Origin of the sequence: Streptomyces sp. NBC_01551 (genome assembly GCF_026339935.1) — a bacterium.
Taxonomy (GTDB): domain Bacteria; phylum Actinomycetota; class Actinomycetes; order Streptomycetales; family Streptomycetaceae; genus Streptomyces.
In genome coordinates this window covers 1,476,601-1,493,023 of the sequence record NZ_JAPEPX010000001.1, presented here as the reverse complement: position 1 = coordinate 1,493,023, position 16,423 = coordinate 1,476,601, and the positions used below count along the sequence as shown (strand labels likewise).

General features: G+C 73.1%; 12 protein-coding genes. 6 read left to right on the top strand and 6 right to left on the bottom strand.

Going from position 1 to position 16,423, the window contains the following annotated elements:
- Positions 1 to 136: 136 nt before the first annotated feature.
- Both gltB and OG982_RS06675 read left to right on the top strand, forming a co-directional pair.
- Positions 137 to 4,744: a glutamate synthase large subunit gene (gene gltB / locus OG982_RS06680; protein WP_266948134.1), complete on the top strand. Its 4,608-nt coding sequence runs from the start codon at positions 137 to 139 to the stop codon at positions 4,742 to 4,744.
- The gene (locus OG982_RS06675) at positions 4,737 to 6,197 is read left to right on the top strand and encodes a glutamate synthase subunit beta (RefSeq protein WP_266788905.1); all 1,461 of its coding nucleotides are present in this window, start codon (positions 4,737 to 4,739) and stop codon (positions 6,195 to 6,197) included. The genes gltB and OG982_RS06675 overlap by 8 nt, the downstream gene beginning before the upstream one ends.
- 132 nt (positions 6,198 to 6,329) lie before the next feature.
- Here the strand turns inward: OG982_RS06675 and OG982_RS06670 are convergent, their stop codons facing one another.
- Both OG982_RS06670 and OG982_RS06665 read right to left on the bottom strand, forming a co-directional pair.
- Positions 6,330 to 7,112, bottom strand: a complete 783-nt coding sequence (locus OG982_RS06670; protein WP_266788907.1) for a GntR family transcriptional regulator — start codon at positions 7,110 to 7,112, stop codon at positions 6,330 to 6,332.
- A complete protein-coding gene (locus OG982_RS06665) occupies positions 7,109 to 7,651 on the bottom strand; it encodes a GntR family transcriptional regulator (RefSeq protein WP_266788909.1) in 543 nt (180 codons plus the stop codon). The genes OG982_RS06670 and OG982_RS06665 overlap by 4 nt, the downstream gene beginning before the upstream one ends.
- 146 nt (positions 7,652 to 7,797) lie before the next feature.
- Here OG982_RS06665 and OG982_RS06660 point away from each other — a divergent pair, with 146 nt between their 5' ends.
- The gene (locus OG982_RS06660; protein WP_266948132.1) at positions 7,798 to 8,187 is read left to right on the top strand and encodes an ATP-binding protein; all 390 of its coding nucleotides are present in this window, start codon (positions 7,798 to 7,800) and stop codon (positions 8,185 to 8,187) included.
- Positions 8,188 to 8,257: 70 nt separating this feature from the next.
- Here OG982_RS06660 and OG982_RS06655 read toward each other — a convergent pair whose 3' ends face one another.
- Positions 8,258 to 11,269: a LuxR family transcriptional regulator gene (locus OG982_RS06655; protein WP_266948130.1), complete on the bottom strand. Its 3,012-nt coding sequence runs from the start codon at positions 11,267 to 11,269 to the stop codon at positions 8,258 to 8,260.
- Between the two features lie 129 nt (positions 11,270 to 11,398).
- Between OG982_RS06655 and OG982_RS06650 the strand changes: the two genes are divergently transcribed.
- Positions 11,399 to 12,085, top strand: a complete 687-nt coding sequence (locus tag OG982_RS06650) for a hypothetical protein (protein ID WP_266788914.1) — start codon at positions 11,399 to 11,401, stop codon at positions 12,083 to 12,085.
- A gap of 232 nt (positions 12,086 to 12,317) precedes the next feature.
- Complete coding sequence (locus tag OG982_RS06645; protein WP_266948128.1) at positions 12,318 to 13,589, top strand: DUF1906 domain-containing protein; 1,272 nt, start codon at positions 12,318 to 12,320, stop codon at positions 13,587 to 13,589.
- 10 nt (positions 13,590 to 13,599) lie between these two features.
- Here the strand turns inward: OG982_RS06645 and OG982_RS06640 are convergent, their stop codons facing one another.
- Genes OG982_RS06640 through OG982_RS06630 form a run of 3 tightly spaced genes read right to left on the bottom strand, consistent with a single transcriptional unit; the run spans position 13,600 to position 15,497 of the window.
- Positions 13,600 to 14,112, bottom strand: coding sequence for a pyridoxamine 5'-phosphate oxidase family protein (locus OG982_RS06640; RefSeq protein WP_266788918.1), 513 nt, complete (start codon positions 14,110 to 14,112; stop codon positions 13,600 to 13,602).
- A gap of 36 nt (positions 14,113 to 14,148) precedes the next feature.
- Positions 14,149 to 14,877 carry a VWA domain-containing protein gene (locus OG982_RS06635; RefSeq protein WP_266788920.1) on the bottom strand — a complete coding sequence of 243 codons (729 nt, stop codon included), beginning with the start codon at positions 14,875 to 14,877 and terminating at the stop codon, positions 14,149 to 14,151.
- Positions 14,878 to 14,891: 14 nt separating this feature from the next.
- Positions 14,892 to 15,497, bottom strand: a complete 606-nt coding sequence (locus OG982_RS06630; protein ID WP_266948126.1) for a PadR family transcriptional regulator — start codon at positions 15,495 to 15,497, stop codon at positions 14,892 to 14,894.
- 106 nt (positions 15,498 to 15,603) lie between these two features.
- Here OG982_RS06630 and OG982_RS06625 point away from each other — a divergent pair, with 106 nt between their 5' ends.
- On the top strand, positions 15,604 to 16,332 hold the full coding sequence (locus OG982_RS06625) for an SDR family NAD(P)-dependent oxidoreductase (protein ID WP_266788923.1): 729 nt from the start codon (positions 15,604 to 15,606) through the stop codon (positions 16,330 to 16,332).
- Positions 16,333 to 16,423 lie beyond the last annotated feature (91 nt).

The following is a 16,423-nucleotide window of genomic DNA, read 5'->3' as shown; positions in this document are numbered from 1 at the left end:
GCGCAGTGTCCGCATGCTGGAATGACATATCCGCTTCTCGGGATTGCCGTCATCATGTAACCTGCACGAAATTTCGCAGAGGGCCAACGTCGTCCCTCGGCAATGCACATATGCCGCTACGACGACGGGAGAGCCGATGCGTTCCGCATCCACGCACTCCGCGACCGGCCTCAGCACCACCGCCTGGTCGCCCATGGACGGTCGCCCCGCCCCCCAGGGCATGTACGACCCGCGCAACGAGCACGACGCCTGCGGCGTCGGCTTTGTGGCCAACCTCAGCGGCGAGGCCAGCCACACGCTGGTCGAGCAGGCGCTGACCGTATTGCGGAACCTCGAGCACCGCGGCGCCACCGGATCCGAGCCCGACTCGGGCGACGGCGCCGGAATCCTGTCCCAGGTCCCGGACGCGTTCCTGCGCGAGGTCGCCGGATTCGAGCTCCCCGAGGCCGGCGCGTACGCCGTCGGCATCGCCTTCCTCCCCGCCGACGGCACCGCACAGGCCGTCGCCGTGGAGCAGATCGAGGCCATCGCCGCCGAGGAGGACCTCACGGTCCTCGGCTGGCGCGAGGTCCCGGTCAGCCCGGACCTGCTCGGCAACGGCGCCCGCGCCACCATGCCGGCCTTCTCGCAGCTCTTCGTGAGCAACGGCAGCACCGGCATCGAGCTGGACCGCAAGGCGTTCGTGCTGCGCAAGCGCGCCGAGCGCGAGGCCGGCGTCTACTTCCCGTCGCTCTCCGCGCGCACCATCGTCTACAAGGGCATGCTGACCACCGGCCAGCTGGAGCCCTTCTTCCCGGACCTCTCCGACCGCCGCTTCGCCTCGACGCTCGCGCTGGTCCACTCCCGGTTCTCGACGAACACCTTCCCGTCCTGGCCGCTCGCCCACCCGTACCGCTTCGTCGCGCACAACGGCGAGATCAACACGGTCAAGGGCAACCGGAACTGGATGAAGGCCCGCGAGTCCCAGCTGGCCTCCGGCGTCTTCGGCGAGGGCTCCCTGGACCGGATCTTCCCGATCTGCACCCCGGACGCCTCCGACTCGGCCTCCTTCGACGAGGTCCTGGAGCTGCTCCACCTCGGCGGCCGCTCGCTCCCGCACAGCGTGCTGATGATGATCCCGGAGGCGTGGGAGAACCACACCTCCATGGACCCGGCCCTGCGCGCCTTCTACCAGTACCACTCCACGCTGATGGAGCCCTGGGACGGCCCGGCCTGCGTCACCTTCACCGACGGCACCCAGGTCGGCGCGGTCCTCGACCGCAACGGTCTGCGCCCCGGCCGCTACTGGGTCACCGACGACGGCCTCGTCGTCCTCGGCTCCGAGGTCGGCGTGCTCGACATCGACCCGGCCAAGGTCGTCCGCAAGGGCCGCCTCCAGCCCGGCAAGATGTTCCTCGTCGACACCGCCCAGAAGCGGATCGTCGAGGACGACGAGATCAAGGCCGGCCTCGCCGCGGCCGCCCCGTACGCCGAATGGCTGGAGACGGGCGAGATCGAGCTGACGGACCTGCCCGAGCGCGAGCACATCGTGCACACCCACGCCTCGGTCACCCGCCGCCAGCAGACCTTCGGCTACACCGAGGAAGAGCTGCGCGTCATCCTCGCGCCGATGGCCCGTACCGGCGGCGAGCCGCTCGGCTCCATGGGCACGGACTCCCCGATCGCGGCCCTCTCCGAGCGCCCCCGGCTGCTCTTCGACTACTTCACGCAGCTGTTCGCGCAGGTCACCAACCCGCCGCTGGACGCCATCCGCGAGGAGCTCGTCACCTCGCTGCTGTCCTCGCTGGGCCCGCAGGGCAACCTGCTGGAGCCGACCGCCGCGTCCTGCCGCAGCGTCACCCTGCCCTTCCCGGTGATCGACAACGACGAGCTCGCCAAGCTCATCCACGTCAACGCCGACGGCGACATGCCGGGCATGAAGGCCGCCACCCTCTCGGGCCTCTACCGGGTCTCCGGCGGCGGCGAGTCGCTGGCCGCCCGCCTGGAGGAGATCCGCGGCGAGGTCGACGCGGCCATCGCCAACGGCGCCCACCTCATCGTCCTCTCGGACCGCCACTCGGACGCCGAGCACGCGCCGATCCCGTCGCTGCTGCTCACCTCCGCCGTGCACCACCACCTCATCGCCACCAAGCAGCGCACCCAGGTGGGCCTGCTCGTCGAGGCCGGCGACGTCCGCGAGGTCCACCACGTCGCGCTGCTCATCGGCTACGGCGCCGCCGCGGTCAACCCGTACCTCGCCATGGAGTCCGTCGAGGACCTGCTGCGCGCCGGTACCTTCCTGTCCGGCCTGGAGCCGGAGCAGGCCATCAAGAACCTGATCTACGCGCTCGGCAAGGGCGTCCTGAAGGTCATGTCCAAGATGGGCATCTCCACCGTCGCCTCCTACCGCGGCGCCCAGGTCTTCGAGGCCGTCGGCCTGAACGAGGAGTTCGTCGCCTCGTACTTCGAGGGCACCGCCACCAAGATCGGCGGCGCCGGCCTGGACGTCATCGCCAAGGAGGTGGCCGCCCGCCACGCCAAGGCGTACCCGGCCTCCGGCATCGCGGCCACGCACCGCGCGCTGGAGATCGGCGGCGAGTACCAGTGGCGCCGCGAGGGCGAGCCGCACCTGTTCGACCCGGAGACGGTCTTCCGCCTCCAGCACGCCACCCGCAACCGCCGGTACGACATCTTCAAGAAGTACACCGAGCGGGTGAACGAGCAGTCCGAGCGCCTGATGACGCTCCGCGGCCTGTTCGGCTTCAAGGGTGCCGAGGAGGGTGGCCGCCCGTCGATCTCCGTCGACGAGGTCGAGTCGGTCGCCGACATCGTCAAGCGCTTCTCCACCGGCGCCATGTCGTACGGCTCCATCTCGCGCGAGGCGCACGAGACCCTCGCCATCGCCATGAACCAGCTGGGCGGCAAGTCCAACACCGGTGAGGGCGGCGAGGACCCGGACCGCCTCTACGACCCGGCGCGCCGCTCCTCCATCAAGCAGGTCGCTTCCGGCCGCTTCGGCGTGACGAGCGAGTACCTGGTCAACGCGGACGACATCCAGATCAAGATGGCGCAGGGCGCCAAGCCCGGCGAGGGCGGCCAGCTGCCCGGCCACAAGGTCTACCCGTGGGTCGCCAAGACCCGGCACTCCACCCCGGGCGTCGGCCTGATCTCCCCGCCGCCGCACCACGACATCTACTCCATCGAGGACCTGGCTCAGCTGATCCACGACCTCAAGAACGCCAACCCGGTCGCCCGCATCCACGTGAAGCTGGTCTCCGAGGTCGGCGTCGGCACGGTCGCCGCCGGTGTCTCCAAGGCCCACGCGGACGTCGTCCTCATCTCCGGCCACGACGGCGGTACGGGCGCCTCCCCGCTGACCTCGCTCAAGCACGCCGGCGGTCCCTGGGAGCTCGGCCTCGCCGAGACCCAGCAGACCCTGCTGCTCAACGGGTTGCGCGACCGCATCGTGGTCCAGACGGACGGCCAGCTCAAGACCGGCCGCGACGTCGTCATCGCCGCGCTGCTCGGCGCCGAGGAGTTCGGTTTCGCGACCGCGCCGCTCGTCGTCTCCGGCTGCGTCATGATGCGCGTCTGCCACCTGGACACCTGCCCGGTCGGCATCGCCACCCAGAACCCGGTGCTGCGCGAGCGGTTCTCCGGCGAGCCCGAGTTCGTCGTGAACTTCTTCGAGTTCATCGCGGAGGAGGTCCGCGAGATCCTCGCCGAGCTGGGCTTCCGTACGATCGAGGAGGCCGTCGGCCACGCCGAGCTCCTCGACACCAGCAAGGCCGTCACGCACTGGAAGGCGCAGGGCCTCGACCTGGAGCCCCTCTTCTACGTGCCCGAGCTGCCCGAGGGTGCGGTCCGCCACGCCCTCATCGAGCAGGACCACGGCCTGGAGAAGGCGCTCGACAACGAGCTCATCGAGCTCGCCGCCGACGCGCTGAACGCCGACTCCGCCGAGACGGCCCAGCCGGTCCGCGCCCAGGTCGCCATCCGGAACATCAACCGGACCGTCGGCACCATGCTCGGCCACCAGGTCACGAAGAAGTTCGGCGGCGCGGGCCTGCCCGCCAACACCATCGACCTGACCTTCACGGGCAGCGCCGGCCAGTCCTTCGGCGCCTTCCTGCCGCGCGGCATCACGCTGCGCCTGGAGGGCGACGCCAACGACTACGTCGGCAAGGGCCTCTCCGGTGGCCGCATCGTGGTCCGCCCGGACCGCGGAGCCGACCACCTCGCCGAATACTCCACCATCGCCGGCAACACCATCGGCTACGGCGCGACCGGCGGCGAGATGTTCCTGCGCGGCCGCACCGGCGAGCGCTTCTGCGTCCGCAACTCCGGCGCGCTGGTCGTCTCGGAGGGCGTGGGCGACCACGGCTGCGAGTACATGACCGGTGGCCAGGCGGTCGTCCTGGGCGAGACGGGCCGCAACTTCGCGGCCGGCATGTCGGGTGGCGTCGCGTACGTCATCGACCTCGACCCGCGCCAGGTCAACGTCGGCAACGCGGGGGCCGTCGAAGCCCTCTCCGACACCGACAAGCAGTGGCTGCACGATGTGGTGCGCCGCCACGAGGAGGAGACCGGCTCGACCGTGGCCGCGAAGCTCCTGGCTGACTGGTCCGTCTCGGTGGACCGCTTCAGCAAGATCATCCCGACCACGTACAAGGCAGTGCTCGCCGCCAAGGACGCCGCCGAGCTGGCCGGACTCTCCGAGTCCGAGACCACGGAGAAGATGATGGAGGCGGCGACCCATGGCTGACCCGAAGGGCTTCCTCACCACCCAGCGCGAGACCGCCTGCTCCCGTCCGGTCGCCGAGCGGCTGGGGGACTGGAACGAGGTCTACGTTCCGGGCTCGCTGCTCCCGATCATCAGCAAGCAGGCCGGCCGCTGCATGGACTGCGGCATCCCGTTCTGCCACAACGGGTGCCCGCTCGGGAACCTGATCCCGGAGTGGAACGACTTCGCGTACCGCGAGGACTGGTCCGCGGCCTCCGAGCGCCTGCACGCGACGAACAACTTCCCGGAGTTCACCGGGCGGCTGTGCCCGGCTCCCTGTGAGTCGGCGTGCGTGCTCGGCATCAACCAGCCGGCCGTCACGATCAAGAACGTCGAAGTCTCGATCATCGACAAGGCCTGGGACAACGGCAACGTCACCCCGCAGCCGCCGGAGCGGCTGTCCGGCAAGACGGCCGCCGTCATCGGCTCGGGCCCGGCCGGTCTGGCCGCCGCCCAGCAGCTGACCCGGGCCGGCCACACCGTGGTGGTGTACGAGCGCGCCGACCGCATCGGCGGTCTGCTGCGCTACGGCATCCCCGAGTTCAAGATGGAGAAGGTGCACATCAACCGCCGCATCGAGCAGATGCGCGCGGAGGGCACCAAGTTCCGCACCGGCATCGAGATCGGCCGTGACCTGTCCGCGACCGACCTGCGCAAGCGGTTCGACGCGGTCGTCATCGCGGCCGGCGCCACGGTCTCCCGCGACCTGCCGGTCCCGGGCCGCGACCTGGGCGGCATCCACTTCGCGATGGAGTACCTGCCCCTGGCCAACAAGGTCCAGGAAGGCGACTTCATGACCCCGCCGATCACGGCGGAGGGCAAGCACGTGGTCGTCATCGGCGGCGGCGACACCGGCGCGGACTGCGTGGGCACCGCCCACCGCCAGGGCGCGGCCTCGGTCACGCAGCTGGAGATCATGCCCCGCCCGTCGGAGGACCGGCCCGCCGGCCAGCCCTGGCCGACGTTCCCCATGCTGTACAAGGTCACCTCGGCCCACGAGGAGGGCGGCGAGCGGATCTACTCCGTCTCCACCACCCACTTCGAGGGCGACGAGGACGGCAACGTCCAGGCCCTGCACCTGGTCGAGGTCGCCTTCGAGGACGGCAAGCTGGTCCAGAAGCCCGGCACCGAGCGGGTCCTCCCGGCCCAGCTGGTCACCCTGGCGATGGGCTTCACCGGCACCGACCAGGCCAACGGCCTGGTGGAGCAGTTCGGCCTGGAGCTGGACGCGCGCGGCAACATCGACCGCGACGCGTCGTACGCGACCAACGTGGACGGCGTCTTCGTCGCCGGCGACGCGGGCCGCGGCCAGTCGCTCATCGTCTGGGCCATCGCGGAAGGCCGCTCGGCCGCCCGCGGCGTGGACCGCTTCCTGACCGGCACCAGTGCCCTCCCGTACCCGGTCAAGCCGACGGACCGCTCCCTGATGGTGTAACCGTCGCCCCTCCCGCCGCCCCCACGGCGGCGGGAGACCCCTCATGCGGTCCGCACAACGGTGTGCGGCACTCCGACACAGCGCCCGTCATGTCCCCGACCAGGGATGACGGGCGTTGTGGCGTGTGTGGGGTCAGGTCTCGGGCGTGAACTCGTACCGCAGCTCGTAGAGGTGCCCGGCCTTGACCATGACGGTGGCCTCGACGGGGCGCCCGGCGTCGGTGAACACCGTACGGAGCGTGCGCAGGACCGGCAGGTCGCTGGGCAGCCGCAGCGCCTGGCACTGCTCCTGCGTCGGGACACGGGCGGAGACCCGGTCGACGCTCAGCCGGGGAGGGAAACCCAGTTCCGTGAGGAGGGTGGGCGTGCCGCCCTTGATCCTCCGGGCCTCGGCCAGGGCCGTACCGCGGGCGATCGCCAGCGGGTAGTAGGAGCAGACGAGTTCGGCGGGTTCGTCGTCGATGCGCAGGAGCTGTCGGCGCAGCAGCGCGGGCTCCGCCTCGTGGAGGCCGAGCGCCGCGGCCACATCGGCGGGTGGAGCCACCTCGCCCACTTCCAGCAGGGCGCTGTGAGCCGTGGTGCCGTGACCGGCCGCGTTCGCCAGCCAGGGGTACGCCGCACCGGTGGGCGCCGCTGTGAGGGAGCCCGCCGGTGCGATGGTCCGCTGCCGGTTCTCGCGGACGGTCACGGCCGCACCCGCGCGCCCGATGACGAGCCGCTCGTCCTTGAGGAGCTGCAACGCCTTCTGCACGGTTGCGCTCGACGCGTCGAACCTGGCCTTCAGGTGCGTGGTGGAGGGGAGCTTCGCGCCCGGTGCGAGGTCACCGCTCATGATCTCGTCCCGCAGGTCGGCGGCGATGCGCGCGTGCAGCGACCGGCGGTCGGGCATGGAGTCGTCCGTGGTCGGCACGGTCATCCGATCCTGATCTCGTACCGCAACTGCTGGCGTGCCGCCGGCATGACCATCACGTCCGCCTGGATGGGACGGTCTTCCTCGTCCAGGGTGACACGGGAGATCTCCAGGACGGGTTCGCCCGGCCCGGTGCGCAGCTGATCGCGCTCGTCCGCCGATGGCATGCGGGCCGCCACCTTCTCGACCGCCCGCACGCCGACGTGGCCGAGCTCGGCCAGGAGGGTCACCGCGCCACCGCGGATCTTGCCGGTCGCCGCGAGGCGGGTGCCGGAGGCGATCGAGGAGGGGTAGTAGGTGTCCGTCAACTCCACCGGAATGTCGTCGAGTTCGATGACCCGTCGGCGGACGACGACGCTCTCGCCGACCGCTGTCCGCAGCATCTGCGCGACTTCGGCCGAGGCGGCTCGCTCGCCCGCGTACAGAATCCGCTGCCCGCCGCTGCGGCCGCGAGCCCTGGTCTCGCTGGTCCACGCGTCGGACTCCCCCGTGGCGCGGGGCGTCAGGTAGGGCATCGACGTGCTGGTCCACTCGCCGCTGCCCATGTCGTCCTCCCGTGCCGCTGGTTGGTGTCGGGTCCAACGGTATGCGACGGGGCGCCTGGTCCCCAGTCCCTAACCTTGCTGGTTTTTCCGAATAGCGATACGGTCTGTGCGGCATCGGAAGCTCAGCGTCAAGGCGGTGGGGCGTCATGTCCCTGTCTCGGCAACAGCGGTTTCCCCGGGCGCGCGTCTCCGTACGTGCGGCCCGTCAGTTCGTCGGCGACACACTCGGGGAGTGGGGGTCCGGCGACCGCCGGGACGACATACGCCTGTGCGCCTCGGAGCTCGCGGCGAACGCCGTGTTGCACGGGGCCCCGCTGGGCCGGGAGTTCTCGGTCCGGCTCGTTCGGGCAGCAGGTGCCGTGAGCATCGAAGTCCGGGACACAGGTCCTGACATGCCGAAGGAACGTCGGCCCGGGCCCGAAGAGTTCTGCGGTCGGGGCCTGTGGCTGGTCAAGGAACTGGCAGACGAGTTCGGGGTCCGGGACGAAGCGGTGGGCAAGACGGTGTGGGCGCGGTTCAAGGTGGCGGGGGCCTGAGGGGAAGCCCCCCGCGCCGCGCACAGCGCCCGTCATGTCCCCGACCAGGGATGACGGGCACTGTGGCGTGTCACGGCAGGTGGCGGGCCGTCAGGGCGGCCAGGGCGGAGCGGGTGGTGACGCCCGTCTTGCGGAAGATGTGGGACAGGTGGGTGTCGACCGTGCGCGGGCTCAGGTAGAGGCGGGCCGCGATGGCCGGGGTGGTGAGGCCCTCGGCGACCAGGGCCGCGATCTCGTGCTCGCGCGGGGTGAGGCCCGGTACGCGGGGCGGGGGAGCGGGCGGGAGGAGGAGGTCCGCGAGGCCCGTCAGGAGCAGGGCGCCGCCCGTTTCGGCCAGGCGGCGGCCGCGCCGCCACATGGTGGCCGCCGTCGCGGAGTCGCCCGCCTCCGCCGTCAGGGACGCGCCGATCAGCAGGGACTGCGCCTCCCACAGGGCCGCGCCCGAGCGGCCCGCCTCGTCGGCCGCCCGCGCGAACCGCTCCGCCGCCGCGGCCGGGCGGCCCGAGCCCGCCAGTACCTGCCCCGCGCACCGCAGCGCCGCCGCCCGCTGGACGGGCAGGCCGAGCCGCTCCGCGTCCCGCCCGGCGAGGGCGGCCCACTCCTCGGCCTCGGCCAGGTCCCCCGTCGTGACGGCGGCGGTGACCAGGGCCTCCAGGAACAGCGGCCGCATGGACGGCTGGAGCCCCGCAAGGTCCGGGCCGCCGGCCCGCAGCATCGCCGACCTGGCCCGCAGCGGATCGCCGCCGTGCAAGGCGGCGAAGCTCATGACGCACCACACCAGGGACGTCCACCAACTGGTCCGCGCCCCGGCTGCCGCGACCGCCTCCTCCGCCACGGCCAGCGCGCCGACGTCCCCCGGAGGCCGGGCCGCGATCAGCACCTGCGCCTTGTTCGCGAGGACCAGCCCGAGCAGTTCGTCGCTGCCGATGCCCCGCGCGATGCTCTCCGCCTCGTCCACCAGCTCCAGGGCCGAGGGTAGCCGGCACGCGTGCGTGTGGACGATCGCCTTGCACATCAGCAGGTGCGGCAGCAGGTGCAGCGGACCGCCGCGACGGGCGATGGCCAGCCCCCGATCGGCATGCCGCTCGGCGTCCTCGTAGCGCTCCAGGTAGAACTCCGCCCACCCCAGCCGGGCCAGCGGCTCGCACTGGTCCGCCAGATCCCGGTCCGCCAGCGCGTCCACGCACGCGGCCGCCCGGTCCGTCAGCTCCCGCGCCGCAGCCGTGTTCCCCTCGTACGCCTCCCCGAGCGCCGACACCGCCAGGGCCCCCGCCGCGGCCGGCTCGTTCCCCAGCGCCCGGGCCAGCTCGAACGTGCGCAGCACGTCCGCGCGTACCGCCGGATAGGGCGCGGCGTGCGGCGCGGACGAGCCCAACTCCAGGCCCAGGGCGACCGCGTCGGCCGGAGCGGGAGCGGGCCGACGCGACAGCTCCCGGCGCAGCAGCGCGGCCGAGGCCCGGTACTGGCCGAGGTGGCGCTCCATCGACGCGCACAGCGTGACGGCGGCCGCCCGCACCCCGCTGTCACCGTCGGCGGGGAGCCCGGCGATCACCTCGTGCAGCAGGTCCCGGCTCGCCCGCAACTCGCCGCACACGCTCAGCGCCCGCGCCCGCTTCAGCATCAGGTCCCGGCGGCGCGCCGCGTGGCCGGGGGCGTCCGGCAGCACCCGCAGCACCACCTCCAGCCAGTGGGCGCAGCTCGCCGGGGCCGTCGTCTCGGACTGCCCGGCCGCCTCCAGCAGTACGGCCGCCGGCTCCGGCTCCCAGCCGGTCAGCGCCCGCTCCACGTGGTGGGCCCGTACGGTCGCGGGCGCGCCCGCCTCGGCCAGCGCGGCGGCCGCCCGCCGGTGCAGCGCGACGCGCTGCCCGGGCCCGGTGTTCTCGTACACGACGGCCCGCAGCACCGGGTGGCGCAGCGACCAGCCCCCGCCCGGCAGCGGCCGGATCAGGTCGCGCCGGGCCAGGGTGCCGAGGTCCGCTTCGAGCCGCTCCGGGCCGCACGGCCCCGCGCCGGGGCCGGCCTCGGGTCCCGACTCGGGCGCGGTCTCGGGCGCGGGCTCGGTGAGCGCCAGCAGCAGCGGCGGCGTGGCCTGGTCGCCGAGGACCGCGACGGCCTCGGCGGTACGCCGCTCAGCGGCGCTCAGCGGCGTCAGTTCGTCGAGCAGCAGGGCGTCGAGCCCGCCCGGCGGGAGGGCCGGGCCGCTCTGGCCCTGGACCAGCGTCAGGAAGTACAGCGGGTTGCCCTCGCTGGCCGCGTACAGCCTGGCGGCCCGGCGGGGCGGCAGCCCGGGCGCGAGCCGCTCGACGCAGGCCCGCTCGGTCAGCGGCCCGAGGTCCAGGCGCAGCACGGCGCCCGTGTCCACCCCCCGGGTGAGCGCGGCGGAGAGCGACGGCGAGGTCTGCCGGTCGCGCCGGGCCGCGACGATGACCACCGGGGCGTGCAGGGGGTGGCGTACGAGATGGTCGAGGAGCTCCAGCGAGGCCGGATCCGCCCAGTGCAGATCGTCGAGGGCGATCAGCAGCCCGGCCCCCGTGCGCCCACCGAGCGCGGTGAGCAGCCGGGCGGTCGCGCGATGCGCCGCGAACCGGTCCGCCGGCCCCGCCGCCCCGGGGCCGGCGGGGCCGACGGGGTAGGCGGGGTCCGCCGGGCCGGCGGGGCCCGCCCCGGCCCCAGCGTCCCCGGCCCCAGCGTCCCCGGCCCCCGCGTCCCCGGCCCCCGCGTCCCCGGCCCCAGCGTCCCCGGCCCCCGCGTCCCCGGCCCCCGCGTCCCCCGCGCCCGCCGCCCATGCCGCCCACGCGTCCGCCGCGCCGAGGTCGCGCAGCAGCTCCGGGTCCAGGTCCGCGAACGCGTCGGCGAACACCCGGAACGGGATGTGCCGTTCGTACTCGGTGGCCCGCCCGCGCAACACGGTAAGCCCGCGCTCCCCGGCCCGCCCGCACACCTCGGTCAGCAGCCGGCTCTTGCCGATGCCCGCCGCGCCGGTCAGGTCGACGACGCCCGGCGGGCCTCCCGGCCCGTCGAGTACCGCGTCCAGCCGGTCCAGTTCCGCCTCCCGGCCGACCAGTGGAGTCCTGTCCGTCATGGCCCCTCCCCAGCTGTCCGGTACCCGCAACCGGCGCCGGGGATACGTAGGCGGTTCTACGGATGCCGCTGCCGGAGCCGGGCTGCCAGCATCGGAAGCAGTCCAGGCACTGCCCGAAGAGGAGGCCGCATGCGCCGATTACGTGGGCTGATCGTCCCGTTCCTGACCCTTCCCGTGCTCGCCCTCGCCGGCTGCGGGGGCGCGGGCCAGGTACGGACCGCACCGTCCGCGCCCGCCTCGCCGAGCCCGGTATCCCCGTCGCCGGACCCCGCGCCCGCCTCGTCACCGCCCCCCGCGCCCTCGCCCGGCAGCACGCGCAACCGGCTGTGCGTGCCCACGACGGGCATGACCACGGCCGACAGACTCGCCTACTTCAAGGACCTGAGCGACAGCGACCACGGCGCCTCCCCCGCGTTCTTCATGACCGACTCCGGGGTGTACCTCCTCGCCAAGGAGACGCAGCGACCCTGTGAGGCGGTCCGCTTCCAGCTCAGCTGGTTCCGGGTGGAGATGACCCGCGCCGGGGCCGGTTCGACGGCCCGCTACTCCTTCACCTACGCGCCGATCGAGTCCACCACCCTCTCGGCCGGACCGCGCGACGGCCGCGTCGTCGGCAGCGTGCCCCCGCCGCCGAAGGGCTGCTCCGGGACGCTCTCCGTGGTCTACGTCGGCGAGGAGATCACTGAGGAGGACCTGCCGGAAGGACTGAACATGCCGAGCGCCTCGTCCACCCTGGACTGGACGCTGGTGGAGCTCGACGCGGAACGGGTCCTGAGCGCCGTCTTCAAGCCGCCCGCGGGGGCCTCCTCCTGCTGACCGGGCGGGACCGGCGGCCGGTGCCCCGTGGGGGAGCGCACCGCCCGCCGGACCCGGCGGCGCGGCCGCCCGCCGCGACCGGGCCGGGGGCCGCCTCGCTCGTACGGGTGATGTGGGCCCGGAGGTTCCCCGATCCCGCGGGGCCGGCCGGGCGTTCCCTGGGCCGTACGGCCCATCTGCGGTGCATCGCGCCACAGTTGAGGGGCGTGACCGTCTGGTAACAGTGGGTCACATGCCCTCCCGAACGTTGCTCTCCTGTTTGCTGGGCGCCGCCTTGCTGGCGCCCGCCGTGCCCGCCGCCGTCGCCGACGGGCGGACCGTCGACTACCGGGGGCTGCGGCTCACGGTGCCCGACGGGTGGCGCGTCGTCGACCTCGACCGCCACCCCGACGCCTGCCTGCGCCTCGATCTGCCCTCCCTGTACCTCGGGCACGCCGGCACCCAGGCCGAGTGCACCGGCCGCGCCGTCCGCACCCGGGCCGACACCCTGCACCTGGAGCCCCTCGACGACGCCCCGCCGCGCGCCGACATCCCGACCGTCACCGTGGACGACCTGCGCGCGCTGCCCGGCGCCCGGGGCGACAGCCACGAGATGCGCTACGCCCTGCGCCGCTCCGGGGTGATGGCCACGCTCTCCTACGGGGCCGGCCCCGACGCCGTGCGGGACCTGCTCGCGCGGGCCCGCAGCACCGTAGCCGCCCCCGCCGGGCCGTCCCCGGCCGCCGCCGTGACCGCGGCGCTCGCGGGTCCCCGTAGCGCCCAGGAGTCCTTCACCGGCCAGGGCTTCGACACCTGCACCGCCCCCACCCAGCGCGCCATGGACACCTGGCGCGGCGCCTCCCCCTTCGGGGCGGTCGGCATCTACATCGGCGGCCGCGCCCGCGCCTGCGCCCAGCCCCGGCTCACGGCGAACTGGGTCCGCCGCCAGGTCGCCAACGGCTGGCACCTGATGCCGATCTGGGTGGGTCCGCAGCCCTGGCACAACGCCGCCACCGGCCTGTCCACCGATCCCTCCGAGGCCAACGAGCAGGGCAAGGAGGCGGCCGAGGGCGCCGTCTCGGCCGCCCGTTCCCTGGGCCTGGCCGAGGGCACGCTGCTCTACAACGACCTGGAGAACTACAGCGACCGCGCCACCTGGGACGCCCCGGTCGTCGCCTACCTCACCGCCTGGACGGTGCGGCTGCACGAGCTCGGCTTCCGCTCCGCCGCCTACGTCGCGGCGAGCTCGGGCGCCAAGGCGCTGAGCGCCCACCACCACCAGGCCCCGGACGCCATGCCCGACGTGCTGTGGGTGGCGGTCTGGAACGGCCGGTCCTCGGTCGCCGACACGGACATGGGGCTGCCCGCGGGGACGAAGCAGTGGGCCGGGCGGCGCCGGGCCCACCAGTACCGCGGCGACCACCACGCCACGTACGGCGACGTCACGCTCAACATCGACCGCAGCTGGCTGGACGTGGACCCCACCGTCCTCACCGTGCCGGGCGGGCCCGGCCCGATCGGCTAGCCCGCGCCGCTCAGCCGCCGGCCGGCTCCTCGCGCGGCGGCTCGTCGTCATTGCCCCGGCGCAGCGTGCGCACGCCGCCCGCCGGGGTCCACGAGCGCACCACCAGGTCGTCGCCGTCGATCCCGATACGGACGACCTCGGTCAGGTCGGCGTAGAAGAGGTGGAACGGATGCGGGGAGTCCGTCTCCTCCGCGTACCGGTGCAGCTCGGGCGGATCCACGATCTCCACCGCGCGACCGGAGATCCGTACGTCCCCGTCCGGCATCTCCTCGCCCTCGCCCGGGTTGGTGTGCAGCGCGAAGCGCGGGTCGCGCTGCAGGTCCCGCGCCTTCATCGAGCCCTGCATCATGCCGAGCCACAGCTCCCCGCCGCGGATGTCGACGTTCAGGCCGGTGACCCGGGGCGAGCCGTCCTTGCGCAGGGTGGCGAGGACCTGGTGCGGGTACTGCGCGAAACGGGCCTGGACGGCCGCGGCGAACTCCGGTTCCGCCTTCTCGAAGACGGCCCAGCTGGTGTGCGTCATACGTCCATCAAAGCGCGTGGCACCGGCCCCGGCCGGTCAGGCGCGCACGACGCCCGCCCCGCGCGCGGCCGCCAGCCACGACGGGAACTCCGAGACCAGGCGGTCGTACAGCTCGCCGTCCGGGACGCTGCGCGGGTCCTGCCCGGCGTGGAAGTAGCCCGCGTTGTCCACCACCCGTTCGCCCGGTACGGGCAGTTCGTCCAGGCGGCGCAGGAAGTCGAACTGGGAGCTGCGGGTGTTGCCGAAGCCGACGAACTGCCAGAACAGCGGCAGCCGGGCCGCCTTGCAGAGGTACTTCTGCGCCGCGAGCTTGTTGACGGGGCCGCCGTCGGTCTGAAAGACGACGAGGGCCGGGTCGGTCGTGCCCGAATCGAGGTAGTGGTCGATGACCGCGTCCATCGCCGCGTGGTAGGCCGTCTTGCCCATGTGGCCCAGCCGGGAGGCGATCTCGGTGACCCGTCCCGCGTGCCCGGCGAGGGAGACCTCCTCCACCGCGTCGACCTCGGTGGAGAAGAACACCACCGGTACGCGGCCGTCGTCGTCCAGGTGCGCGGACAGGCCCAGCACCTGGTCGGCGAGGGCCTGCACGCTGCCGTCCTGGTAGTACGGCCGCATCGACCCGGAGTAGTCCAGCACCAGGTAGACCGCCGCGCGGCCGCCCTCCAGGCCGTACTTTCGCAGGGAGACCCCGGCGCTCTTGTAGAGGCTCACCAGCGCCGGAGCCGTCTCTTCCACCTTGCGGAGGTCCATCGCGCTGCCCGTCATGGGCCGAGGGTACGTCAGCCCTCGTCGGCGCCGCCGTCGTTCGCGCGGCTCTGACCCTCCAGGGCGGCGAGGTCGTCGAGCATGGCCGCCGCGAGGTCGCGCTCGCAGGCGTAGTACCGCTCGGCCCACTTGAGGGTGACGGCCGGGTACGCCCAGGACGCCTCGTCCTTCACGCCCTCCGTGTCGGCCACCGCCTGGCGGCGCATGTCCTCCGCGAACTCCTGCTGCCGGGTGAGGACTTCGCGCATCTGCTCCGGCTCCAGCAGGTGCCCGAGCCACAGCCGCAGCATCGGCCCGTGCTTGAGTACGGGCGGGTCGACCGGGGTCTCGCGGGCCCATTCCCGTACGGCGGCCAGACCCGGGTCGGTTATCCGGTAGACCCGCTTGTCGCGGGCGCCGCTCTCCTGGGCGACCATCCGCGAGGAGGCGTAGCCGGCCTTCTCCAGGCGCTTGAGCTCGCTGTAGATCTGGCTGAAGGAGGGGCTCCAGTAGAAGAAGCGCAGCGACCAGTCCGACCACTTCTTCAGGTCGTAGCCGGAGAGCTCCTCCCCGAAGGAGAGCAGTCCGAGCACCGCCCAGCTGGTCGCCGGGAGCGTGCGCCTGTTCGTCTCGTCTGCCACGCAGCGCAGTCTACGACCGGCCGACCGGCCGCCGAGGCGCCGTTCCCTTCCTCCGGATATGACTGCTAGAAATATTCCTGTTCAAAACAACCCCGGAGGTCTGAGCGTGATCTCACTGGACGGAAAAGTCGTCGTCATCACCGGAGCCGGGCGCGGCCAGGGCGCGGCCGAGGCCCGGCTGTGCGCGGAGGCCGGCGCGCGGGTCGTCGTCACCGACATCCGGGAGGAGGAGGGCCGGGCGGTCGCGGCCGAACTCGGCGCGCAGGGTGTGTACGTACGGCACGACGTGGCGGACGCGCGGAGCTGGGCCGGGGTGGTGCGGGAGGCGGTGTCGGCCTTCGGCACGGTCTCGGCACTGGTCAACAACGCGGCGCTGTGGCGGACGGCGCACGTGGAGGAGCAGACGGCCGAGGACTTCGAGGCGCTGCTACGGGTCAACCTGCTCGGGCCGTTCCTCGGCATCCAGGCGGTGGCCCCGGTGCTGAGGGCCGGCGGAGGCGGCTCGATCGTCAACATCTCCTCCACGGCCGGGCTGGTCGGCATCCCGGGCCACGCGGCGTACGGCTCCACCAAGTTCGCCCTGCGCGGCCTGACCCGCTCGGCGGCGCTGGACCTGGCGGGCGACGGGATCCGGGTGAACTCGGTGCACCCGGGCGCGATCGACACCCCGATGGTCGCGGAGGCGGTCGCGGGACGGGACTGGTCGCACGTGCCGCTGGGGCGGATGGGGCGGCCGGAGGAGGTGGGGCAGCTGGTGCTGTTCCTGTGCGCCGACGCGTCCGCGTACGTGACGGGGGCGGAGTTCGCGGTCGACGGGGGGATGACGGCGCGCTAGCGGTGCGGCCGGGCTCAAGGGGGTGGGCGGCCGGATTCGAACCGGCGTCCTCCTCCATGCTGTGTAGGCGCACTGCCTCTGTGCTACGACC